Below are 22,622 nucleotides of genomic sequence, written 5' to 3'. Positions count from 1 at the left end.
TGTCCTATTCGGCGGCTGCGGCTTCGCCTGGCAGCGCGTAGGCGATCACGCTGTCACCGCGCTTGGTCCCGAGCGAGCCATGTCCGCCCGCCGCGACCAGCACATACTGCCGCCCGTCGGCGCCCTCGTAGGACATCGGCGTCGACTGGCCGCCGGCCGGCAGGCGTGCACGCCAGAGTTGCTTGCCCGTCGTCACGTCGAAGCCGCGCACGTAATAGTCGAGCGTGCCGGAGATGAAGGCGACGCCGCCGGCGGTGATGACCGGCCCGCCCAGATCCGGCACGCCCATCTCGAAGGGCAGCGGGATCGGCGAGGAATCGCGCACCGTGCCGTTCTTGTGCATCCAGACGGTCTCGCCGGTAGCGAGGTCGGAGCCGGTGACATAGCCCCAGGGCGGCGACTGGCAGGGCAGGCCGAGCACCGAGGTAAAGGGCGAGAGCTCGACCGCATAGGGCGCGCCGAAATTCTCGTTCAGCGCCGGCAGCGCGCCGTCCGGCTGCGACTTGTTGACGACGAGGTCGCTGTCGTTGTCGCGCGGCACCAGCTTCGAGACGAAGGCCAGATAGGCGGGCGTCGAGAACATCACGTCGCGCACCGGATCGATGGCGACGCCGCCCCAGTTGAACACGCCGAAATTGCCCGGATAGACCAGCGAGCCTTCCAGCGACGGCGGCGTGTAGCGGCCCTCGTAGCGATAGCCGTGGAAGGCGATGCGGCAGGCGAGCTGATCGAACAGGGTGGCGCCCCACATGTCGGTCTCGCGGATCGCCGGCGGATCGAAGGACAGCGCCGAGACCGGCTGCGTCGGCGCGGTGAAGTCCGGTTCGACGGCGCCGCCCGGGACCGGGGTCTCGACCACCGGCAGGGCCGGCTCGCCGGTGCGGCGGTCGAGGACGTAGACCTCGCCCTGCTTGGTCGGCTGGACCACTACCGGCACGCTCTCGCCCCTGATGGTCAGGTCGAGCAGCGAGGGCTGCGACGGCACGTCGTAGTCCCACAGATCGTGATGGACGGTCTGGAACACCCAGCGCACTTCGCCGGTGGCGATGTCGAGCGCGACGACCGAGGAGGAGAAGCGCTCGACGGCGTCGGAGCGGTTCGCGCCCCACTGGTCCGGGGGCTGGTTGCCGAGCGGCACATAGACCATGCCGAGCGCCTCGTCGGCCGCGGAGATCGACCAGGAATTGGGCGAGTTCGGCGTGTAGGACTGACCTTCCGGCAGCGGCGTGGTCTGGTCCGGATTGCCCGAATCCCAGGCCCAGACGAGATCGCCCGTCTCGATGTCGTAGCCACGGATGACGCCGGAGGCCTCGTTGGTGGAAACGTTGTCGAGAACCGTGCCGCCGACGATGACCATATCCTGCGTCACGACGACCGGCGAGGTCGAGTAATAGGAACCCGGATTGACGTTCGGCATCTTCTGCCAGAGGTCGATCTGGCCGTCGCCGCCACCAAAGCCGGTACAGACGGCACCGGTCTCGAGGTTGAGCGCGATCAGCCGGCCGTCGGCGGTCGGCATGAACAGCTTGCCGTCGCAGGTGTCGCTGGTGCGCGCGGCGGTCGCCGCCGCCACCGGCTGGTTGCTGGTGGGCGTCTCGGTCGGCGCGGCCGGTGCGGTCGCTGCATCATCGGCCGATGCCGGCTGGCCGTCGGTCTGGGGCGCGGCGAGCTGGCCGCTCTGCGCGAGCGCCGTGGCGGTGCCGGTGGGCGAGTCGGAGGCCGGCGACGCCGCATCCGCAGCCGGCGTGGCTGCCGCGTCGGCACCCGCCTGATCGGCCGTGCCCGGCGCCTGATAGGCGAGGCCCCGGCAGGTCAGGTGCTGCAGGGCGAGCTCGCCCTGGATCTGCGGATCGTAGCGCCAGATCTCTTCGCCGGTGGTGGCATCGAGGGCAATGACGTTCTGATGCGGCGTGCACAGATACAGCCGCTCGCCGATCTTCAGCGGGGTGACCTCGAAGGTGGTCTCCACCGGGTCGCCCGGCTGGGTCTCGTCGCCCGTATGGTACTCCCAGGCCACCTGGAGCCGGTCGACATTGTCCGGGGTGATCTGGTCCAGCGGCGCATAGCGCTGGCCGTAACTGGTGCGGCCGTACTGGTGCCATTCGCCGGCCGGCACACCGAGGTCGTTCCACGCGGTCTGGCGCTCCGGCAGCCGGCCTTCGACCGAGTGCAGATCGGTGAACCAGGAAATACCGGCCACGACGAGAGCGACGACGAGGGCGCCGGAGAGCGCGAGGCCCGATCCGCGTCGCGCCGAGGGGGTGACGACGACGCCGTCCAGTGCCTGGGCCACATTGCGCCGGCCGAGACGCCGGGTGATCCACGGCAGGAGCAGGACCAGACCGAGGATGAAGATGACGCCGCCACGCGCCGCCAGGGGCCACCAGTCGAAGCCGACCTCCCAGATTGCCCAGATCAGGGTGCCGATAACGAGGGCAGCATAAAGCGACAGCGCTTCAGGACGGCGGAACTGCAGGAGCAGCGCGGTCGCCAGCATGACGAGGCCGGCGATCAGATAGTACCAGGAACCGCCCGCGACGATCAGCCAGAGGCCGCCGCCGGTGAGGAACAGGCCGGCCAGGGCCAGGATCGCGATCGTGATGAGGGAGATGATCGAGCCGGGACCGGAGCGCATCGGACGTCCTTTCGCTGTGCAGCATGTCGGACCGACCTATCGCCCTCGGCCGGCATGTCCAGCCTTTGGCACCTGCGGCAATGCAAAATGCACGGGCGTGCGGTTGCCGGTGCCTGGCCGGCTCCCACCCGTGCCTCGTGTTTTGGTTGCCTGGTCCTCGGCAGCGCGTGGGCGCGGCTACCGCTCCGCCAGCACCGAATAGGGAGCCGGGTAGGTCTGCTCCTCGAGGTTCGGCTGCTCGCCGCCGCGATCGACGACGACAAAGTCGCTGGTCCGGGAAAGCGACACCAGCGGATGGTGCCAGACATTGCAGGCGTAGTTCACGCCCTGGCCGGGGGCGGCGAGGAAGGCCTGGGGCTCGCCGGGTCGTCCGTCCCGATCCGGCGCCACAACGACCAGGAACGGGACAGGCTGGAGCGGCACGAAGGCCTGGGTGCCCAGCGGGTGGCGCTCCATCATCCGGATCTCCACCGGGAAGGCGAAGGCCTGGCCGCGAAAGATGGAGATCAGCGGACGGCCGCCCTCGGTCGCGACATCCACATGGGCGAGATCGTGAAAGCGCGTGGTGGTGCCGCCATTGATCGCGAAATGCGCCGCGCCATCGGTCTCGATGACGTCGCCGAAGGGGGCGAAGGCCTCCTTCGTCAGCGGGCGCGCGAACAGCGTCCGGTCGGTGCCGCTCATGATGCCTTCGTACCGTAGAGGCGCAGTCGCGACACGCCGCCATCGGGAAAGATGTCGAGGCGGACATGGGTTACCGGACCGAGATCGATCACATCGTCGAAGGTCCGCTCCTCGTCGGCCGCCAGCCTGGTTTCGTCGAGGAGCAGCGGCCATGCGGCGCTTTCCGCCTCGATGGAATCGGGCGCGGGATCGGCGTCGAGCCGCGCGGCACGCAGGCTGAAGCGGTCGGGGAAATTGCCCTTGAAGTGACGGGTGTCGATCAGGAGGTTGGAAATGGTGCCCGCGGTGCCGAGCTTGAGGACGCACCAGTCATTGCCGGGGCGGCGCCGGCGGGCGGTTTCCCAGCCATCGGCCATCACCGGCGCGCGGCCCGGCGCCAGCATGTTGGCCGGTGCGCCGTAATGGGCGTCGTTCCACGCGATGGCGGTGCCGCCATTGGTAAGGGCGGCGAGGTCCACCACCTCGTCGGCGCCGACCTCGGACCAGTCCTTGGCGATGGTTCCGTAAACCCGCAGGCGCGCGACGCCTCCATCGGGGTAGATGTGCAGGCGCAGCCAGCGGAACGGGCCGGCGGCGTCACTGGCGACGATGTTATGGCTGTCGCCCTTCAGATCCATGCGCGGCACGATGGTCTGCCAGTCGTCCTCGCCCGGCGCGTCCACCGTGTCCGCCGCTTCGAGCGCGGCTTCCGGCGGGAAATTGCCGGTGAAGAAGGCGGTGTCGATGTCGACGGCGGCGATGGTGCCGCGCTGGCCGAGGCGGATGATCGCATGGTCGTGGCCGGGCGTGCGCTTGCGGCGCGATTCCCAGCCATCCATCCACTTGCCGTGGTCGTCGAAACGGTCCGGAAAGAAGACCGGCGCGTCGGGCGCGATCATCCGGCTCTTGTCGGCGAAGAAGTCGTCGGTCGCGAAGGTGACCTCGGTGCCGAGCCGCGGATGGGCGAGATCCACATAGCGCTTCAGGAGGTCGTCGGCCTCCGGCGCGGGGTCGGCGGTGATGAAGCGTTCCGAGCTCATGCTGCGTCCTCGAAGATCTGGGCGATGCGCAGGCGGGCGATGCGCTCGACCTGCCGGCATGCGGTGGCGAATTCTGTGGCCTGGTCGTTGTCGACCCGCGCCTCGAAGGCGGCGAGGATGTCGTCTTTGGTCAGGCCTTTCACGGCGATGATGAAGGGAAAGCCGAAGCGCGCGACATAGCGCGTATTGAGATCGGTGAAGCGGGCCAGTTCCGCCTCGCTCAGCCGGTCGAGGCCGGCGCCCGCCTGTTCGGATTTCGACTGCTCGGTCAGGTCGCCGGCCAGTGCCAGCTTGCCGGCGAGATCGGGATGCGCCTTGAGGATGCCCAGCCTCTCGTCATGGGAGGCGAGGCGGAAGGTCTGGTTCATCGCGGCGGCAAGGCCTTCGGTCGTGTCGTTGGCGGCGCCGAGACCGCGGGTCAGGGTGCGCTCGGCGATGAAGGGCGAATGCTCGAAGACCGAGCCGAACACGTCCACGAAGGCCGTTTTCGACAGTCGGCTCGGCCGCCAGGGCGCGGCATGGGGAAAGCGCTCGCGCCAGTGGCGGGCAATGTCGATCCGCCGCGCCACCCATACGTCGGGCTTCGACTGGACATAGTCGAGGAAGCGGGCCAGCGCCGCGGCGCGGCCGGGCCGCCCGACGAGACGGCAGTGCAGGCCGATATTCAGCATCTTCGCCTGACCGGCCTCACCCTCCGCATAGAGGACGTCAAAGGCGTCCTTGAGATAGGCGAAGAACTGGTCGCCGGAATTGAACCCCTGCGGGGTGGCGAAGCGCATGTCGTTGGTGTCGAGCGTGTAGGGGACGACCAGAAGCGGGCCGGACTCCGTCTCCTGCCAGTAGGGCAGGTCGTCGGCATAGGCGTCGGAGGCGTAGAGGAAGCCGCCCTCTTCGGCTGCGAGTTCCAGCGTGTGCTGCGAGGAGCGGCCGGTGTACCAGCCGAGCGGGCGCTCGCCGGTGATCGCCGCATGCAGCGCGATCGCGTCCTGCATGTCCCGGCGCTCGTCCTCGCGGCTGTAGTCCTTGTATTCCACCCACTTCAGGCCGTGCGAGGCGATCTCCCATTCCGCCTCCTGCATCGCCGCGACCACGTCCGGATTGCGCGCGAGCGCGGTGGCCACGCCATAGACGGTGACCGGCATGGCGCGTTCGGTGAACATGCGCCAGAGCCGCCAGAAGCCGGCGCGTGAACCGTATTCGTAGATCGATTCCATGTTCATGTGGCGCATGCCCGGCCAGGGCTGGGCGCCGACGATTTCCGACAGGAAGGCCTCCGACGCCGCGTCGCCGTGAAGGACGGAATTCTCGCCGCCCTCCTCGTAATTGACGATGAACTGGACGCAGATCTTGGCGTCGCCGCTGCCGCCGGGATTGGGCCATGCCGGGGCGGGGGGCGTGCGGCCGTAGCCGAGAAGGTCGCGCGGATAGCGGGATGATGTCATGCAGGCTCCGTCAGTCTGCACAAGAGATAGCCCGAAGCCGGTGGTCTCTGGAAGCGTCGGCGAGAGACGCCGCGAAAGGTCAGCGGCGGCCGCCCACCTCGTCGATATGCAGCAGCATGTCGGCGGGGTCCTCGTAGACCCGGAAAGCGCCGGCCCGCTCCAGCTCGTTGGTGCCGTAGCCACCGGACAGCAACCCGACGCCGAGCGCCCGGCAGCGCTGCGCGGCCAGCATGTCCCAGATCGAATCGCCGACGACGATGGTGGTGTCGGTCGCAACCCCCAGCTTCTCGGCCGCAGCGATGAACAGGTCGGGATCGGGCTTGGCGTATTTGACCAGGTCGCGGGTGATCACCGGCACCTTGTCCGGATCGACGCCGAGCCGGTCGAGATTGTGCCGCGCCGTTTCCATCCGGCCGCTGGTGGCGATCGCCCATCTGACGCCCGCATTGGTCAGCGCCGCCAGGAGCTCCGTCGCGCCGGGCAGCGGGCGCACCATATGGGCATGCCGGCCATAGGCCTCCGCATGGAGTTTGCGCAGGCGCTCCGAGGTCTCCTCGGTGATCTCGTGGTCGGTCTCGCGCAGCAGCTGGTTGGTGAACAGCCCGCCGCTCATGCCGATCTTGCGGTGGATGCGCCAGACCGACAGGGCGATGCCCTCCGAATCGAGCGCCTCCTGCCAGGCGATGACATGCTGGTAGACGCTGTCGACGAGGGTGCCGTCGAGGTCGAAGAGGAAGGCCGGTCCGTCACGCATGATCTGGCTCCGTTGGTGTCGGCCATCCCGGCGGAACGGCTGTCACGGGGGATGTGTGGCGCCAAGGCGCGCCGGCGAGTGGATTATTGTGCAGCGCCCCGCTTTACGGCTCCGCACCGGGCGGTGCAGGATGCTGACCGGATGGTCAAAAAAGCAATGGAACGGCCTCGATGGGCGAAGCAGATCAGGCGCGGCTGACGACGCATGTGCTGGATACGAGTCTCGGTCGCCCGGGCTCCGGCATTGCCGTGGCGCTGACTCGGCTCGGCCCGGACGGCAGCCGCACGCTCGTCGCCGAGGCCGTGACCAATGCCGACGGGCGCTGTGACGCGCCGCTGATGGCGGGCGACGCCTTCGCGATCGGCGAATACGAGCTGGTCTTCGCGGCCGGCGCCTATTTCGACGCCATGGGCATCGACCTGCAGGAGCCGAAATTCCTCGGCGACGTGGTGCTGCGCTTCGGCATCGCCGAACGCAGCCATTATCACGTGCCGCTGCTGCTCTCGCCCTTCGGCTATTCGACCTATCGGGGGAGCTGATGACGGCGATCTCCGCCCGGCCGATCCGCTTCGTCCTCAACGGCGAGGAACGCGCCGTCGAGGGCGTCGCGACGACGACGACGCTTCTGGAATATCTGCGCCGCACCGAGCGGCTGACCGGCACCAAGGAAGGCTGCGCCGAGGGCGATTGCGGCGCCTGCACGGTGCTTCTGGCCGAATCCGACGGGGCCGGCGGCCTGCATCGCCGCGCGGTGAACGCCTGCATCCAGTTTCTGCCGGCGATGAACGGCCGCGCGATCGAGACCGTGGAGCATCTCGGGCGCGACGGGCCGCATCCGGTGCAGGCCGCGATGGTCGAGCGTCACGGCAGCCAGTGCGGCTTCTGCACGCCGGGCTTCGTCATGCAGCTTCATGCGGGCTGGCTGACCGGCGCGATCTCCGACCGGGCATCGGTGAAGGATCTGATCGCCGGCAATCTGTGCCGCTGCACCGGCTACGGTCCGATCATCGATGCCGGCCTCGATCTGGCCGCCGAGCCCGTGCCCGACACGCGGGAGGAGGACGCGGTGCTCTCCCGCCGCCTGCGCGTTGTCGAGGGCGACGCGGTGTTTGCCTATGAGCAGGACGGCGGCCGCTGGTTCGCGCCGACCAATGTCGACGATCTTGCCGACCTCTATGCCGAGCATCCCGACGCCGTGCTGGTTGCCGGCGCGACCGATGTCGGCCTCTGGGTCACCAAGCAGCATCGCGACCTGCCCGTTCTGATCGACGTCAGCCATGTTCGCGACCTGCGGGTGATCGAGGAGGCCGGCGGCCGGGTCTATTTCGGCGCGGCGGTCACCCATCGCGAAGCGCGCGACATCCTCGCCGACATTCACCCGGATCTCGGCGAGATGCTGCGCCGCTTTGCCGGCTACCAGATCCGCAATGCCGGCACGGTCGGCGGCAACATCGCCAACGGTTCGCCCATCGGCGATCTGCCGCCCTGCCTGATCGCGCTCGGCGCGGTGCTGCATCTGCGCAAGGGCGACGATTTCCGCCAGGTGCCGCTGGAAGACTTCTTCCTCGAATATGGAAGGCAGGACCGCGCCAGGGGCGAGTTCGTGATCGCCGTTGAAGTGCCGCGGCTCGAGGACGGCCAGCGCTTCTTCGCCCACAAGATCTCCAAGCGGCTGGATTCCGACATCTCGGCGGTCATGGCCGCGTTCCGTCTGACGGTCGAAGGCGAGGGGCCGGGCGCGCCGGTCACCGAGGCGCGGCTGGCCTTCGGTGGCATGGCGGGCGTTCCCAGGCGCGCCGCGCGGGCCGAGGCGATGCTGGTCGGGCGACTGCTTGGCCCCGACGCCATCGAGGCCGCCGTCGCGGCGCTGGCGGAGGATTTCACGCCGCTGACCGACATGCGGGCCTCAGCCGGATACCGTCTGAAGACCGCGCAGAACCTGTTGCGGCGCTTCCTTTCTCAGGAAGGGGGTGCGTCGCGCATCGGCCTGGCCGACGTGCAGTCGGAGACTGTTGGCGAAACGGTCGGTGCGGCATCATGATCGATGAAACCCGCATCCAGGATCGCGGTGCGGCCGGCGAACCGGCGCCCGCCGAACTCGGCGAGCAGCCGCCGGGCGAGGCCCGCGCCATTCGGGGCGGCGTCAGCGCGGCGCTCGCCCATGACAGCGGCGCCAAGCATGTCTCCGGCGCCGCCCGCTATATCGACGACGATCCGGAACTGCCGGGCACGCTCCAGATCTTCATCGCCATGTCCGAGCGCGCCCATGCCCGCATCCGGTCGATGGATCTCGACGCGGTGCGCGCCGCGCCGGGCGTCGCGGCGGTGCTGACGGTGGCCGACATTCCCGGCCAGAACGACTATTCGCCGGTCTTCGGCGACGATCCGATCTTCCCGCCGCTCGAAGGCGAGGGTGCCGTCGTCCAGTATGTCGGCCAGCCGATCTTCGCCGTCGCCGCAGAGACCTTGGCCCTGGCAAGAGCCGCGGCGAAATGCGCGACGATCGCCTATGAGGATCTGCCGGCGGCGATCGACCTCGACGCGGCGATCGCGATGGCGGACGAAGCCGGCGAGGACCTGCTGCCGCCGCACGAGATGCGGCTCGGCGACGCCGAGGCGGTGCTCAAGACGGCCCATCAGCGCCTGCGCGGCCGGATCGAGATCGGCGGCCAGGACCATTTCTATCTGGAAGGCCAGATCGCCTCTGCGATTCCGGGCGAGGATGGGGACGTTCTCGTGCGCTCCTCGACCCAGCACCCCTCGGAGGTCCAGCACAACGTCGCCAAGATGCTCGGGATCCCCGACCATGCGGTGACCGTCGAGGTGCGGCGCATGGGCGGCGGCTTCGGCGGCAAGGAGAGCCAGCCGGCGCTGTTCGCCGCCGTCGCGGCGCTGGTGGCGGTGAAGACCGGCCGGCCGGCCAAATGCCGGCTCGACCGCGACGACGACATGGTCATGACCGGCAAGCGCCACGAGGTGCGGATCGAGTACGATCTCGGCTTCGACGCCGATGGCAGGATCGAAGCCGTCGATTTCGCCCATTTCGTGCGCTGCGGCTATTCCAAGGACCTGTCCGCGGCCATTGCCGACCGGGCGATGTTCCACGCCGACAACGCCTATGCGCTGCCCGCCGCGCGCATCCATTCGCGGCGGTTGAAGACGCATACGGTCTCCAACACGGCGTTTCGCGGCTTCGGCGGTCCGCAGGGCATGGTCGGCATCGAGCGCGCCATGGACCGGATTGCCTTTGCCACGGGCATCGATCCGCTCGACGTGCGCAAGCGCAATGTCTATCCGGCGCCCGGCAGCGGGACCGGGCCGGCGTCGACGCCCTACCACATGCCGGTCACCGATTCGGTCATCGGCGAGATCCTCGAGGAGCTGGAGGCGAGCTGCGCCTATCGCGCCCGGCGCGAAAAGATCGCGGCCTTCAACGCCGCCAATCCGGTGCTGAAGAAGGGCCTCGCCCTGACGCCGGTGAAGTTCGGCATCTCCTTCACCACCAGCCATCTCAACCAGGCCGGCGCGCTCGTCCATGTCTACAAGGACGGCTCGGTGACGCTGAACCATGGCGGCACCGAGATGGGGCAGGGGCTGTTCACCAAGGTGGCGCAGGTCGTCGCCGAGGAATTCCAGATCGACATCGACCAGGTGAAGATCACCGGCACCACGACGGGCAAGGTTCCCAACACCTCGGCGACCGCCGCCTCGTCCGGCTCGGACCTCAACGGCATGGCGGCGCAGGCGGCCGCCCGCACCATCAAGGACCGGCTGATCGACTATGCCGTGGAGCGCTATCACGTGCCCCGCGACCAGGTCGTGTTCGAGGCCAACCGGGTGCGGATCGGCAATGCCGAGAAGCGCTTCTCCGATCTCGTCGGCGAGGCCTATCTGGCCCGTATCTCCCTGTCCTCGACGGGCTTCTACGCCACGCCCGGCATCAGCTACGATCGCGACAATGCCCGCGGCACGCCCTTCTATTACTTTGCCTATGGCGCGGCCTGTTCGGAGGTCGTGATCGATACGCTGACCGGCGAGTACCGACTGTTGCGCACCGACATTCTCCACGATGTCGGCCGGTCGCTGAACCCGGCCATCGACCGGGGCCAGATCGAGGGCGGCTTTATCCAGGGCATGGGCTGGCTGACCATGGAAGAGCTCTGGTGGGACGAAGCCGGACGGCTCAGGACCCATGCGCCCTCGACCTACAAGATCCCGACGGCCAACGATCGGCCGGACGATTTCCGCCTGGCGATCTGGGAAAAGGGCGAGAACCGTTCCGAGACGATCTATCGCTCCAAGGCCGTCGGAGAGCCGCCCTTCATGCTGGCGATCTCGGTGTTCTCGGCCCTGACCGATGCGATCATCGCGGCGGGTGACGGCCGCGCGTTCCCCGATCTCGACGTGCCGGCGACGCCCGAGCGGGTGCTGGCGGCGGTGGACAGCGTGCGGGGCGCGGCGTGAGCCTCGCCGCGGCCCTGCGCGCGGCGCTTGCCGCGAGCGATCCGGCCGTCCTCGTCACGGTGACACAGGTCCGCGGCTCGACCCCGCGCGAAGCTGGTGCCGCCATGCTGGTCACCGCCGACGGCATGGCTGGCACGATCGGCGGCGGGCGGCTGGAATTCGAGGCGATCGAACGCGCCCGCATGATGCTGGAGGCCGGCGAGGATACGGCCCAGATGGACGTGCCCCTCGGCCCCGAGATCGGCCAGTGCTGCGGCGGCCGCGTCCGGCTCGACCTCGCCCGTGCCGACGATGCCACGCTGCAGGCTTTGACGAGGGACGGCGAAGCCCGGCGCGCGGCCCAGCCGACCGTGCTGATCTTTGGTGCCGGCCACACGGGGCGAGCGCTGGCGACCGCGCTGGCGCTGCTGCCCTTCTCGGTGCGGCTCGTCGACAGCCGGCCGGAGACGCTGCACGGCCTTCCCGATACCGTCACGACCGTCGCCGCCGCCCTGCCCGAAGCCGAAGTGGACGCCGCACCGCCGGGCGCCGCCTATGTGGTGATGACCCACGAACACTCGCTGGACTTCCTCATTGCCGGCGCGGCGCTGGCGCGCGGCGATGCCGCCTATGTCGGGATGATCGGCTCGGCGACCAAGCGCGAGCGCCTGCGCCGCGATCTGGAGGCAGCCGGGCGCGGCGACGACATCGATCGCCTGACCTTGCCGATCGGCGGTGCTGCGGTGCGGGACAAGCGCCCCGAAGTGATCGCCGCGCTGACGGCTGCCGAGCTGGCGACCTGCCTGCTTTCCAGTCAACAGGAAATAGTGATCGATCGCTTTGCAGCTGCGTCTGCGCGGTGCAATAGTGCGCCAGTCCGATCAACGAGGTGACCCGCTCCGCCATGGCGCCACGGCTGCAGCTTTCCGGTATCACGAAGCGCTTTCCGGGCGTCGTCGCCAACGAGGCGGTGTCGTTTTCCGTGGCGCCCGGAGAGATTCACGCCCTCTTAGGTGAGAACGGCGCCGGCAAGTCGACCCTCGTCAAGATCATCTACGGCGTGCAGAAGTCAGACGAGGGCGAGATCGCCTTCGACGGCCACGCGGTGTCCATCGACTCGCCGCGCGAGGCACGGGCCCTCGGCATCGGCATGGTGTTCCAGCATTTCTCGCTGTTCGAGGCGATGACGGTGCTGGAGAACATCGCGCTGGGCATGGACAATCCGCCGCCGCGCCGCGAGTTGGAGGCGGCCGTCCGCGACGTCCTTGAGACCTACAGGCTCACCCTCGACCCGCACCGCTACGTCCACACCCTGTCGGTGGGCGAGCGCCAGCGCATCGAGATCGTGCGGGCGCTGCTGCAGCGCCCGAAGCTGCTGATCATGGACGAGCCCACCTCGGTGCTCACGCCCCAGGAGGTGGAGCAGCTGTTCGACACGCTGAGGCGCCTTGCCTCCGAGGGCTGCTCGATCCTCTACATTTCCCACAAGCTGCACGAGATCAAGGAACTCTGCGAGTCGGCAACCATCCTGCGCGGCGGCAAGGTGGTGGCGACCTGCGATCCGCGCGCCGAATCGGCGCGCTCCATGGCCGAGCTGATGATCGGCGGCAGCCTGAAGGATCTGGCGCCCCGCGAGGGTGAATGCTCAGGCGCCAACCGGCTGGTGGTCGAGGCCCTGTCGATGGCCGGCGAGCCGCCCTTCGGCACCAGCCTCGCCGACGTCTCCTTCGCGGTGCGGGCCGGCGAGATCTTCGGCATAGCCGGCGTCGCGGGCAACGGCCAGAACGAGCTTCTCTCGGCGCTGTCGGGCGAACGCGCCGACTATGAGGGCGGGGCGATCACCCTCGACGATACGCCGATCACCCGCCTCTCGGTGACCGGACGCCGTGTCGCCGGGCTGGCGACCCTGCCGGAAGAACGCAACGGCCACGCGGCGGTGCCGGGGCTTTCGCTCGCCGAGAACGCCATCCTGTCGGCGCGCCGGCGCAAGGGGCTGGTCTCGGGCGGCATCATCCGCGCCGGGGCCGCACGCCGCTTCGCCGCTGCGGTCATCGACGCGTTTTCGGTGAAGGCCACCGGTCCGGCGGCCTCGGCCGCCAGCCTGTCCGGCGGCAATCTGCAGAAATTCGTCATGGGCCGGGAGATCATGCAGGAGCCGGCGGTGCTGGTCGTCTCGCAGCCGACCTGGGGTGTCGATGCAGGCGCGGCCTCTTTCATCCGCCAGGCCATGGTCGATCTGGCCGGCAAGGGCACGGCGATCGTCGTGGTCAGTCAGGACCTCGACGAGCTGCTGGAATTCTGCGACCGCATGGCGGTCATCAATGGGGGACATCTGTCGGATGCGATGGAGGTGAAGGGCATTTCGGTCGAACGGGTCGGGCTGCTGATGGGCGGTGTCCATGGCGAGGCCGATCACCGGCCGGCCTCCGCGGAGCGGGCCGACTGATGGCCTTCGTCCTCGAACCGCGTCGCGAGCCGAGCCGGGCCATGATGCTGGCCGCCCCGGTGATCGCCGTCGCCCTCACCCTCGTCGTTGGTGCGCTGCTGTTCACGCTGCTCGGCCACAACGGCGCGCTGGCGGTCTACGAGATCTTCGTGCGACCGCTGTTCAATCCCTATCGCTGGCAGGATTTGCTGGTGAAGGCCGCGCCGCTGGCGATCATCGCCACGGGCCTCGCCATCGGCTTTCGCGCCAATGTCTGGAACATCGGCGCCGAGGGGCAGTACATTCTCGGCGGCCTCGCCGGCACCGGCATCGCGCTGGCCACGCTCGATCTCGACGGTGGCTGGGTCCTGCCGCTGATGGTCGTCGCCGGCATCCTCGGTGGCATGGCCTGGGCGGCGGTGCCGGCCTTTCTCAAGACGCGGATGAACGTCAACGAGATCCTGTCGAGCCTGATGCTCAACTACGTGGCGATCCAGCTCCTGTATTATCTGATGCGCGGGCCGTGGAAGGACCCGATGGGCTTCAACTTCCCGCAGACGGCGATGTTCTCGGCGGCGCAGACGCTGCCGGTCGCCGTGCCGGGCACGCTGATCCATCTCGGCATTCCGATCGCCGCGGCGCTGGCGCTGACCGCCTGGTTCCTGATCGCCCGCTCGATCACCGGCTTCCAGATCCGCGTCGTGGGCCTTGCCCCGCGCGCGGCGCGCTATGGCGGCTTCCGGCAATCCTCCACCGTCTGGCTGGCGCTGATGGTCGGCGGCGGCATGGCCGGGCTTGCCGGCATCCTCGAGGCCAGCGGTCCCTTCGGCCAGATGGTCCCGCAGTTTCCCACTGGCTACGGCTACACGGCGATCATCGTTGCCTTTCTCGGCCGGCTCAATCCGCTCGGCATTCTGCTCGCCGCACTGGTGCTGGCGCTGACCTATGTCGGCGGCGAGAGCGCCCAGACGGCGCTCGGCCTGCCGTCGGCCGCCGCGGGCGTCTTCCAGGCGATGATGCTGTTCTTCCTGCTAGCGACGGACATCCTCGTGCGCTACCGGCTGGCGTGGCGTCGGCCGGCCGCCGGGCATCCGCTGCCCGCGGCAGGGCAGGGCGCAACCAAGACCCGCGCGGAGGCCGCGACCGCATGACCCTTGCGCTGTTCATCACCATCCTGATGACGGTCGCCGCCGCCGCGACCCCGCTTTTGATCGCGGCGCTGGGCGAACTCGTCGTCGAGAAGTCCGGCGTCCTCAATCTCGGCGTCGAGGGCATGATGCTGATCGGCGCGGTCACCGGCTTTGCCGTGGCGTCGGTCACCGGCGTGCCGGCGGTGGGCGCGGTCGCAGCCATGGGCGCAGGCGCGCTCGCGGCGTCGATCTTCGCCGTCCTGACGCTGAGCCTGATGGCCAATCAGGTCGCGACGGGGCTGGCCCTGACGATCTTCGGCACCGGCGTCTCGGCGCTGCTCGGCGCCCCCTATGTCGGCATCACCACGACGCCGCTCGGCCCGGTCTTCCCGGATGCGCTGGCGTCCGATCCGATCTGGCGGATCCTCTTCGGCCATTCGCCGCTGGTCTATGTCGGACTTCTCCTGACGCTCGGCGTGTGGTGGTTCCTGAAGCACAGCCGGCCGGGACTGATCCTGCGCGCCGTCGGCGAAAGCGACAGCGCCGCCCATTCGATCGGCTATCCGGTGCTGAAGATCCGCTATCTGGCGGTGCTGTTCGGCGGCGCCATGGCGGGTCTCGGTGGCTGCTATTATTCGCTGGTGCTGACGCCGATGTGGGCCGAGCGGCTCACCGCGGGCCGCGGCTGGATCGCCATCGCGCTGGTGGTCTTCGCCTCCTGGCGACCGGGCCGGGTGCTGGCCGGGGCGTATCTCTTCGGCGCGGTGATCACGCTGGAGCTGCAGGCCAAGGCGGCGGGGCTCAATTTCTTCGCGCCGGAGCTTCTGGCGAGCCTTCCCTATCTGGCGACGGTGCTCGTCCTGGCGATCATTTCCGCCGGCCGGCGCGGAGCCGGCACGGCGGCGCCGGCCTGTCTCGGCCAACCCTTCAGGGCCAGTGCCTGATCCCGTTCACGAACACGAAAAGGAGTCCCAGATGTTCGACACCACCAGACGCCGACTGATGGCCGGAGCCGTCGGGCTCGCCGCCGCCGCATCCTTCGCCCTGCCGGCCTTCGCCCAGGACGGCAAGGACACCGTCAAGGCCGCCTTCGTCTATGTCGGTCCGATCGGCGACTACGGCTGGACCTACGCCCACGACCAGGGCCGCAAATATCTCGAGGAGAAGCTCGGCGACAAGGTCGAGACCTCCTATGTCGAGAACGTCGCCGAAGGGCCGGACGCCGAGCGCGTCATCCGCCAGCTCGCCCAGGAAGGCAACGACATCATCTTCACGACGTCGTTCGGCTTCATGAACCCGACGATCAAGGTGGCCAAGCAGTTCCCGGACGTGAAGTTCGAGCACGCGACCGGCTACCAGACCGGCTCGGACAACATGGGCCTGTACAATTCGCGCTTCTATCAGGGCCGCGCCGTGCTCGGCACGATCGCCGGCATGATGTCGGAGACGGGCAAGGCCGGCTACATCGCCTCCTTCCCGATCCCCGAGGTGGTGATGGGCATCAACGCCTTCACCCTGGCCGCCCGCAAGGTCAATCCGGAGTTCACCACCCAGGTCGTCTGGGTCTCGTCCTGGTACGACCCGGCCAAGGAAGCCGACGCCGCCAAGGCGCTGCTGAGCCAGGGCGCCGACGTCATCACCCAGCACACCGACTCGCCAGCTCCGCTGCAGGCCGCCGAAGAGGCCGGCGCCATCGCCTTCGGCCAGGCCTGGGACATGACCAGCTTCGCGCCGAACGCCCACATGACCGCGATCGTCGACCAGTGGGGTCCCTATTACGTCAAGCGGGTCGAGGCGCTGCTGGACGGCACCTGGGAAGCCGACAATGTCTGGCTCGGCATGGCCGAGGGCGAGGTCGAGATGGGCCCGTTCAACGACAAGATGCCCGATGACGTGAAGGCGGCCGCCCAGAAGGTCGTCGACGACACCAAGGCCGGCAATTACGAGATCTTCACCGGACCGATCAAGGATCAGGCCGGCGAGGAGCGCGCTGCCGAGGGTGAGGTCATCCCCGACGGCGACCTGCTCAAGATGGATTGGTATGTCGAGGGCGTGCAGAACTGATCACGCCTGGAGTTGCGGAGCGGTCCCGTCGCGGACCGCTCCGGCCAGCCTGTCGGCGGCGGAGCGTCCCTCTGGACCTTTCGCCGCCGTTTTCACGTAAGGGACGTTTCGCCGATGTGGACCTATTTTGCCGAATGGCTGGGCTTCGCCGTGCGTTGGGTGCATGTGATCACCGCCATCGCGTGGATCGGCTCGTCCTTCTATTTCATTGCCCTCGATCTCGGCCTCAGGCGCTCGCGTGAGCTGCCGGAAGGCGTCGGCGGCGAGGCCTGGCAGGTGCATGGCGGCGGATTCTACCATGTGCAGAAATACATGGTCGCGCCGGGCCACATGCCCGAGGACCTGACCTGGTTCAAATGGGAGAGCTACGCCACCTGGTTGTCGGGGGCGGCGCTCTTGTTCCTGGTCTATTACGTCGGGGCCGAGCTCTATCTGATCGATCCGAGCCGCGCCGATCTGCCGGTCTGGGGCGCGACGGCCATCGGGATCGGCGGCCTGGCGCTCGGCTGGGTGGTCTATGACGGGCTCTGCAAGTCGCCTTTGAAGAACAACGACACGGCGCTGCTGGCGGCGCTCTTCGTCTATGTGGTGCTGGCGAGCTATCTCTTTGCGCAGGTGTTTTCCGGCCGCGGCGCCATGCTCCACACCGGCGCGATGATCGCGACGATCATGACCGCCAACGTCTTCCTGACCATCATCCCGAACCAGACCATCGTCGTCGCGGACCTCAAGGCCGGCCGCACGCCAGAGGCACGGCTCGGCAAGGAGGCCAAGCAGCGCTCGCTGCACAACAACTACCTGACCCTGCCGGTCATCTTCCTGATGCTGTCCAACCACTACCCGCTGGCCTTCGCCACCGAGTGGAACTGGGCGATCGCCGGGCTGGTGCTCCTGATCGGTGCGGTGGTCCGGCATTTCTTCAACACCATGCATGCGACGGGCCGGCAGCTCTGGTGGTGCTGGGCCGTCGCCGGCGTCCTGTTTGCCGCCGTCATCACCCTGTCCGGTGCCCCCGGCTGGAGCGACAAAGCGGCCGTTGCCGCCGAGGACGGCCCCGCCCGCCGCTGGGACGGCGACCCACAGATGGCGCTGGCCGCCTCGCCCCATTTCGAGGACGCGCAGGCCATCGTCATGGCGCGCTGCTCCATGTGCCATGCCGACGAACCGCTCTGGCCCGGCATCGGCCACGCGCCGAAGGATGTGCGGCTGGAGACCGCCGACGAGATCATCCACTACGCGCCGCTGATCGAGCGGCAGGCGGTGCGCAGCCATGCCATGCCGCCCGGCAACATCACCGGTATCGAGCCGGCCGAGCGCGAAACGCTGGCAGCCTGGATCGCCTCGGGCTCGGGCCTTTATGTGGCGGGAGCCTCGCGGTGAAGCGCCCCGGTGGCGGCACCGCGCTCAGGGCGCGGCTTCTGTGGTTCGACGCCGATCCGGCGGAGGAGGGCGAGGCGCGTGCCGTGCGCTATGTCGCGGACGGCATCGTCGTCGTCGAGAACGGCGTCATCCGCGAGGTGGGCGAAGCGGCGGATATCCTGCGCCGGCTGCTGCCCGACACGCCCCTCGTCGACCACCGTCCGCATCTGCTGATGCCGGGCTTCATCGACCCGCATCTGCACATGCCCCAGACCCAGGTCATCGCCTCCTATGGCGCCGAACTGATGGAATGGCTGGCGAAATACACCTTCCCGGAGGAGAGCCGCTACGGCGATCCGGCCGTCGCCGAGGCCGCCTCGCGTTTCCTGCTCGACGAATTGCTGGCCAACGGCACCACCACCGCCGGGGTCTATTGCACCAGCCATCGCGAAAGCGTCGACGCCTTTTTCGCCGACGCCGGGCGGCGCGGCATGCGCATGGTCGCCGGCAAGGTGATGATGGACCGCAACGCCCCCGCGGCGCTGCTCGACACGGCCGAGACCGGCTACCAGCAGTCCAAGGAACTGATCGAGCGCTGGCATGGGAAAGGGCGGCTCGACTATGCCATCACGCCGCGCTTCGCGCCGACCTCCACCGAGGCGCAGCTGGAAGCCTGCGAGATGCTGGCGGGCGAGTATCCCGAGCTCCACATCCAGACGCATCTGTCCGAGAACACCGCCGAGATCGCCTTCGTGCGCAAGGCGTTCGCCTGGTCGAAGGACTATACCGAGGTCTACGAGCGCTACGGCCTCGTGCGGCCGAAGGCGATGTTCGGCCATTGCATCCATCTGTCCGCGCGCGAACGCGGCGCCCTGGCGGCGGGCGGGGCGACGGCGGTGTTCTGCCCGACCTCGAACCTGTTTCTCGGCTCCGGCCTGTTCGATCTCGCCGGCATGCGCGAGGCCGGCATCCTCGCCGGCATCGCGACCGATATCGGCGGCGGCACCAGCTATTCCATGCTGCGGACCGCGTCGGAGGGCTACAAGGTGCTCGCCCTTGCCGGCCAGCGCCTGCCGGCCTTCGACGCCTTCCACATGCTGACCGCCGGCAATGCGGCCGCCATGGGCCTCGACAATCGCATCGGGAGGATCGCGCCGGGCATGGAGGCCGATTTCGTCGTTCTCGACAGCCACGCGACCGCCGCGATGCGTCGGCGCATGGAGCGGGTCGAGACGCTGGAGGAGGAGCTTTTCGCGTTGATCGTGCTCGGCGACGACCGGGCGACGGTGGCGACCTATGTCGAGGGCCGCCGCGCCTATGACCGGGCGCTGCCTGCACGCACGCTACCGCCGCGCGCCGATCCGGCGCCGATGTCCGTAACCGGCAGCCAGGGTGAGGCACCGCAATGAGCGCACGGTTCGAGCGCCGCGCAACCGGCTGAAATTGCTGGCAGCACCATAAAAGTCGCGGCGATGCCGCGACATGACGCCATTGCCGTCTATCTCTTCTGCCAGACCATGCCGCCCGGGCGGCGCTGGAGAAGGAATATCGGATGCGACTGGTACGATACGGCGAGGCCGGCAACGAGAAGCCGGGACTGATCGACGACGATCACGTGTTGCGGGATCTGTCGGAGGATGTCGGCGACATCGCCGGCGAGTTTCTCGGCCGGGCCCAGATGGAGCGGATCCGGGCGATCGATCCGAAGAGCCTCGCCAAGGCCGACCCGTCGCATCGCATCGGCTCGCCCGTCGGCCGGGTCGGCAATTTCATCGCGGTCGGGCTCAACTACAGCGACCACGCCAAGGAGACCGGCGCCGACATTCCGAAGGAGCCGATCCTCTTCAACAAGGCGCCCTCCTGCATCGTCGGTCCCCATGACGATGTCATCGTGCCGCGCGGCTCCGACAAGCTCGACTGGGAGGTCGAGATCGCCATCGTGATCGGCGACGAGGCGAGTTACGTATCGGAAGCCGATGCGATGGATCACGTCGCCGGCTTCTGCCTCTGCCACGACGTCTCCGAGCGCAGCTTCCAGATCGAGCGCGGCGGCCAGTGGATGAAGGGCAAGAGTGCCCCGACCTTCGGCCCGCTCGGCCCCTGGCTGGTGACGCCCGAAACGCTGGGCGACCCGCAGGCCGTCGATCTCTGGCTCGACGTCAATGGCGAGCGCATGCAGACCGGCTCCACGGCGACCATGATCTTCGGGGTCCGCACGCTGGTCTCCTACATCTCGCAGTTCATGCGGCTGATGCCCGGCGACGTCATCACCACCGGCACGCCGCCTGGTGTCGGCATGGGAATGAAGCCACCGGTCTTCCTGAAGCCCGGCGATATCGTCACTCTGGGCGGCACCCATCTGGGAGAACAGCGCCAGACCATCCGGGCCGCCACCAGCTGACCGGGGCCGTCCCGCCTGCAACGGATGCGAGGCGGGACGGAACATTGCGCCTGCGGGCGGCTTTCTTCTTAGAAGGCGGCGCTGCTCCGGTTGCTTTGCCGTCACCGCGAAAGGAACCGCGGGAGAGGGGATCGATACTGCACCGGGCGCGTTTGTCGCCTTCGATGCCGCCCTGAAATTCCGGGGGACGGCTTTCCGATCTGGGGAAGGATTTTCATGGCCAAGGCAGTCCAGCCCGCGCGCGCATCCCGTACGTCCCGCAAGGCGGCAGAGGCTCCGACCGGCGAGGCGGCCCTCCTGGCGCTCGCGCAGAACCGCATCGCGATCGAGACGGTCACGCCGGAAATCGATGGCGGACGCTTCGCGGTGAAGCGGCTGGAAGGCGAACCGCTGGTCGTCGAGGCTGATGTCTTTTCCGATGGCCATGACAAGATCGCCGCCGCCGTCATCTACGGGCCGGCCGATGCCGAGGAGTGGGACGAGACGCCGCTGATCTTCGTCGAGAACGATCGCTGGTCGGCCGAGATCGTCTTCGAGAAGCCGGGCCCGTATCGCTTCTCGGTCATTGCCTGGCGCGATCTGCACGCGACGTGGCGTGACGAGGCGAAGAAGAAGCGCGATGCCGGCAAGCTGACCGATCTGGAACTGACCGAGGGGCGCGAACTGGTTCGCGCGGCCCGCGAATCCGGCCGGGGCACTAGGGCGCAGCAGGACGGGATTTCGCGGCTGCACGAGAAGCTGGAAGCGTTGCAGGCCAAGGGCGACGCCGACGGCCAGTATCATCTGCTGCAGGACCCCGAGACGATCGCGCTGCTGGCCGTCGCCGGACAGCGCACCAACCTCTCGCGCTATCCGGGCAACGTCCCGGTCTGGGTGGATCGCACGGCGGCGGGTTTTTCCGCCTGGTACGAGCTGTTCCCGCGCTCCCAGTCCGGCGATGTCGACCGCCACGGGACCTTCGACAACGTCATCGACCGGCTGCCCGACATTCAGGACATGGGCTTTGACGTCCTCTATTTCCCGCCGATCCACCCCATCGGCACCGCCAACCGCAAGGGTCGCAACAACACTCTGACGCCGAGCCCCACCGATCCCGGCAGCCCTTACGCCATCGGTTCGCCCGAGGGCGGCCACGACGCGATCCACCCGGAGCTCGGCAATTTCGAGGATTTCGCCCGGCTGGTCTCGCGGGCGCGCGACCACGGGCTCGAGGTCGCGATCGACTTCGCCATCCAGTGCTCGCCCGACCATCCGTGGATCAGGGAGCATCCGGAGTGGTTCGACTGGCGGCCCGACGGAACCATCAAATACGCAGAGAACCCGCCGAAGAAGTACGAGGACATCGTCAACGTCCACTTCTACCGCGGCGCGCTGCCGTCGATCTGGTACGCCCTGCGCGACATCGTGCTGTTCTGGCTGGACAAGGGCGTGCGGATCTTCCGCGTCGACAATCCGCACACCAAGCCGTTTCCCTTCTGGGAGTGGATGATCGCCGAAGTTCGCAAGGTCGATCCCGGCGCGATCTTCCTTGCTGAGGCTTTCACCCGGCCGAAGGTGATGAAGCGGCTTGCCAAGGTCGGCTACAACCAGTCCTATTCCTACTTCACCTGGCGCAACACCAAGGCGGAGCTGGTCGAATATCTGACCGAACTGACGCAGGAAGAATGCGCCGAGTACATGCGGCCGAATTTCTTCGTCAACACGCCGGACATCAACCCGGTCTATCTGCAGGTCAGCGGCCGCCCCGGCTTCCAGACCCGGCTGGCGCTGGCGGCTTCGCTCGGCGGCAATTACGGCGTCTATTCCGGCTTCGAGCTGTGCGAATTCCTGCCCGTGCCCGGCAAGGAAGAATATCTCAACTCCGAGAAATACGAGATCCGCGCCTTCGACTGGAAGGCCGAGGGCAACATCCGCGAGGACATCGCCTTCTTCAACCGGATCCGCCGGGATGAGCCGGCACTGCAGGATTTCCGCAGTTTGGCGTTCTACAATTTCTGGAACGACCAGATCCTCTATTATGGCAAGCGGACGCAGGATCGCTCCTCGTTCCTGCTGTTCCTCGTCAATCTCGATCCGCATTCGGCACAGGGCGGTCACTTCGAGGTGCCGATGTGGGAGCTTGGCCTGCCCGACGACGGCACGGTCCGGGTCACCGACATGTTCGACGGACGCGAATTCGCCTGGCACGGCAAGATTCAGCACTGGTGGCTGAATCCGCAGGAACGGCCTTACGCGGTCTTCAAGATCTCACGCTGACACCAATCTT

17 protein-coding genes are annotated in these 22,622 nt (G+C 68.0%); 12 read left to right on the top strand and 5 right to left on the bottom strand.

The window, feature by feature from the left end; all coding sequences use genetic code 11:
• Window positions 1-4: 4 nt before the first annotated feature.
• The 5 genes from SI859A1_RS16515 to SI859A1_RS16495 all read right to left on the bottom strand — a co-directional run bounded on the left by SI859A1_RS16515 (window position 5) and on the right by SI859A1_RS16495 (window position 6,534).
• Entirely contained in the window at window positions 5-2,635 is a 2,631-nt protein-coding gene (locus SI859A1_RS16515) for a glucose/quinate/shikimate family membrane-bound PQQ-dependent dehydrogenase (protein ID WP_009210839.1), read from the bottom strand.
• A gap of 177 nt (window positions 2,636-2,812) precedes the next feature.
• Window positions 2,813-3,319, bottom strand: a complete 507-nt coding sequence (locus tag SI859A1_RS16510) for an ureidoglycolate lyase (RefSeq protein ID WP_009210838.1) — start codon at window positions 3,317-3,319, stop codon at window positions 2,813-2,815.
• A complete protein-coding gene (alc, locus tag SI859A1_RS16505; RefSeq protein WP_009210837.1) occupies window positions 3,316-4,338 on the bottom strand; it encodes an allantoicase in 1,023 nt (340 codons plus the stop codon). Before alc ends, SI859A1_RS16510 begins: the two co-directional genes overlap by 4 nt.
• On the bottom strand, window positions 4,335-5,780 hold the full coding sequence (puuE, locus tag SI859A1_RS16500; RefSeq protein ID WP_009210836.1) for an allantoinase PuuE: 1,446 nt from the start codon (window positions 5,778-5,780) through the stop codon (window positions 4,335-4,337). Before puuE ends, alc begins: the two co-directional genes overlap by 4 nt.
• 79 nt (window positions 5,781-5,859) lie before the next feature.
• Complete coding sequence (locus SI859A1_RS16495; protein WP_009210835.1) at window positions 5,860-6,534, bottom strand: HAD family hydrolase; 675 nt, start codon at window positions 6,532-6,534, stop codon at window positions 5,860-5,862.
• Window positions 6,535-6,704: 170 nt separating this feature from the next.
• Here SI859A1_RS16495 and uraH point away from each other — a divergent pair, with 170 nt between their 5' ends.
• The 12 genes from uraH to SI859A1_RS16435 all read left to right on the top strand — a co-directional run bounded on the left by uraH (window position 6,705) and on the right by SI859A1_RS16435 (window position 22,612).
• Window positions 6,705-7,073 (top strand): hydroxyisourate hydrolase, encoded by a 369-nt coding sequence (uraH, locus tag SI859A1_RS16490; protein WP_009210834.1) that lies wholly within the window; start codon window positions 6,705-6,707, stop codon window positions 7,071-7,073.
• Window positions 7,073-8,575, top strand: a complete 1,503-nt coding sequence (xdhA, locus tag SI859A1_RS16485; protein ID WP_009210833.1) for a xanthine dehydrogenase small subunit — start codon at window positions 7,073-7,075, stop codon at window positions 8,573-8,575. Before uraH ends, xdhA begins: the two co-directional genes overlap by 1 nt.
• A complete protein-coding gene (gene xdhB, locus SI859A1_RS16480) occupies window positions 8,572-10,998 on the top strand; it encodes a xanthine dehydrogenase molybdopterin binding subunit (protein ID WP_009210832.1) in 2,427 nt (808 codons plus the stop codon). The genes xdhA and xdhB overlap by 4 nt, the downstream gene beginning before the upstream one ends.
• A complete protein-coding gene (gene xdhC / locus SI859A1_RS16475; protein ID WP_009210831.1) occupies window positions 10,995-11,870 on the top strand; it encodes a xanthine dehydrogenase accessory protein XdhC in 876 nt (291 codons plus the stop codon). Before xdhB ends, xdhC begins: the two co-directional genes overlap by 4 nt.
• 11 nt (window positions 11,871-11,881) lie before the next feature.
• Window positions 11,882-13,423, top strand: coding sequence for an ABC transporter ATP-binding protein (locus SI859A1_RS16470; RefSeq protein WP_040326673.1), 1,542 nt, complete (start codon window positions 11,882-11,884; stop codon window positions 13,421-13,423).
• Window positions 13,423-14,553: an ABC transporter permease gene (locus SI859A1_RS16465; RefSeq protein ID WP_009210829.1), complete on the top strand. Its 1,131-nt coding sequence runs from the start codon at window positions 13,423-13,425 to the stop codon at window positions 14,551-14,553. The genes SI859A1_RS16470 and SI859A1_RS16465 overlap by 1 nt, the downstream gene beginning before the upstream one ends.
• Window positions 14,550-15,476 (top strand): ABC transporter permease, encoded by a 927-nt coding sequence (locus SI859A1_RS16460; protein WP_009210828.1) that lies wholly within the window; start codon window positions 14,550-14,552, stop codon window positions 15,474-15,476. Before SI859A1_RS16465 ends, SI859A1_RS16460 begins: the two co-directional genes overlap by 4 nt.
• Before the next feature lie 31 nt (window positions 15,477-15,507).
• Entirely contained in the window at window positions 15,508-16,596 is a 1,089-nt protein-coding gene (locus SI859A1_RS16455) for a BMP family ABC transporter substrate-binding protein (RefSeq protein ID WP_009210827.1), read from the top strand.
• A gap of 114 nt (window positions 16,597-16,710) precedes the next feature.
• Window positions 16,711-17,976 carry a urate hydroxylase PuuD gene (locus SI859A1_RS16450; protein ID WP_009210826.1) on the top strand — a complete coding sequence of 422 codons (1,266 nt, stop codon included), beginning with the start codon at window positions 16,711-16,713 and terminating at the stop codon, window positions 17,974-17,976.
• Window positions 17,973-19,364 (top strand): guanine deaminase, encoded by a 1,392-nt coding sequence (guaD, locus tag SI859A1_RS16445; RefSeq protein WP_009210825.1) that lies wholly within the window; start codon window positions 17,973-17,975, stop codon window positions 19,362-19,364. Before SI859A1_RS16450 ends, guaD begins: the two co-directional genes overlap by 4 nt.
• A gap of 143 nt (window positions 19,365-19,507) precedes the next feature.
• The gene (locus SI859A1_RS16440; protein ID WP_009210824.1) at window positions 19,508-20,356 is read left to right on the top strand and encodes a fumarylacetoacetate hydrolase family protein; all 849 of its coding nucleotides are present in this window, start codon (window positions 19,508-19,510) and stop codon (window positions 20,354-20,356) included.
• Between the two features lie 216 nt (window positions 20,357-20,572).
• On the top strand, window positions 20,573-22,612 hold the full coding sequence (locus SI859A1_RS16435) for an alpha-1,4-glucan--maltose-1-phosphate maltosyltransferase (protein WP_148233877.1): 2,040 nt from the start codon (window positions 20,573-20,575) through the stop codon (window positions 22,610-22,612).
• Window positions 22,613-22,622 lie beyond the last annotated feature (10 nt).

The sequence above is a fragment of the Aurantimonas manganoxydans SI85-9A1 genome (genome assembly GCF_000153465.1).
GTDB classification, from domain to species: domain Bacteria; phylum Pseudomonadota; class Alphaproteobacteria; order Rhizobiales; family Rhizobiaceae; genus Aurantimonas; species Aurantimonas manganoxydans.
The sequence above is the reverse complement of the archived record's forward strand: the minus strand, read 5'-3'. Positions and strand labels throughout refer to the sequence as shown.

What these genes read in the sequence shown, in the direction of transcription:
- SI859A1_RS16515 (WP_009210839.1), bottom strand. Translation starts at nt 2,635, where the DNA reads ATGCGCTCCGGTCCCGGCTCGATCATCTCCCTCATCACGATCGCGATC.
- SI859A1_RS16510 (WP_009210838.1), bottom strand. Translation starts at nt 3,319, where the DNA reads ATGAGCGGCACCGACCGGACGCTGTTCGCGCGCCCGCTGACGAAGGAG.
- alc (WP_009210837.1), bottom strand. Translation starts at nt 4,338, where the DNA reads ATGAGCTCGGAACGCTTCATCACCGCCGACCCCGCGCCGGAGGCCGAC.
- puuE (WP_009210836.1), bottom strand. Translation starts at nt 5,780, where the DNA reads ATGACATCATCCCGCTATCCGCGCGACCTTCTCGGCTACGGCCGCACG.
- SI859A1_RS16495 (WP_009210835.1), bottom strand. Translation starts at nt 6,534, where the DNA reads ATGCGTGACGGACCGGCCTTCCTCTTCGACCTCGACGGCACCCTCGTC.
- uraH (WP_009210834.1), top strand. Translation starts at nt 6,705, where the DNA reads ATGGGCGAAGCAGATCAGGCGCGGCTGACGACGCATGTGCTGGATACG.
- xdhA (WP_009210833.1), top strand. Translation starts at nt 7,073, where the DNA reads ATGACGGCGATCTCCGCCCGGCCGATCCGCTTCGTCCTCAACGGCGAG.
- xdhB (WP_009210832.1), top strand. Translation starts at nt 8,572, where the DNA reads ATGATCGATGAAACCCGCATCCAGGATCGCGGTGCGGCCGGCGAACCG.
- SI859A1_RS16470 (WP_040326673.1), top strand. Translation starts at nt 11,882, where the DNA reads ATGGCGCCACGGCTGCAGCTTTCCGGTATCACGAAGCGCTTTCCGGGC.
- SI859A1_RS16465 (WP_009210829.1), top strand. Translation starts at nt 13,423, where the DNA reads ATGGCCTTCGTCCTCGAACCGCGTCGCGAGCCGAGCCGGGCCATGATG.
- SI859A1_RS16460 (WP_009210828.1), top strand. Translation starts at nt 14,550, where the DNA reads ATGACCCTTGCGCTGTTCATCACCATCCTGATGACGGTCGCCGCCGCC.
- SI859A1_RS16455 (WP_009210827.1), top strand. Translation starts at nt 15,508, where the DNA reads ATGTTCGACACCACCAGACGCCGACTGATGGCCGGAGCCGTCGGGCTC.
- SI859A1_RS16450 (WP_009210826.1), top strand. Translation starts at nt 16,711, where the DNA reads ATGTGGACCTATTTTGCCGAATGGCTGGGCTTCGCCGTGCGTTGGGTG.
- SI859A1_RS16440 (WP_009210824.1), top strand. Translation starts at nt 19,508, where the DNA reads ATGCGACTGGTACGATACGGCGAGGCCGGCAACGAGAAGCCGGGACTG.
- SI859A1_RS16435 (WP_148233877.1), top strand. Translation starts at nt 20,573, where the DNA reads ATGGCCAAGGCAGTCCAGCCCGCGCGCGCATCCCGTACGTCCCGCAAG.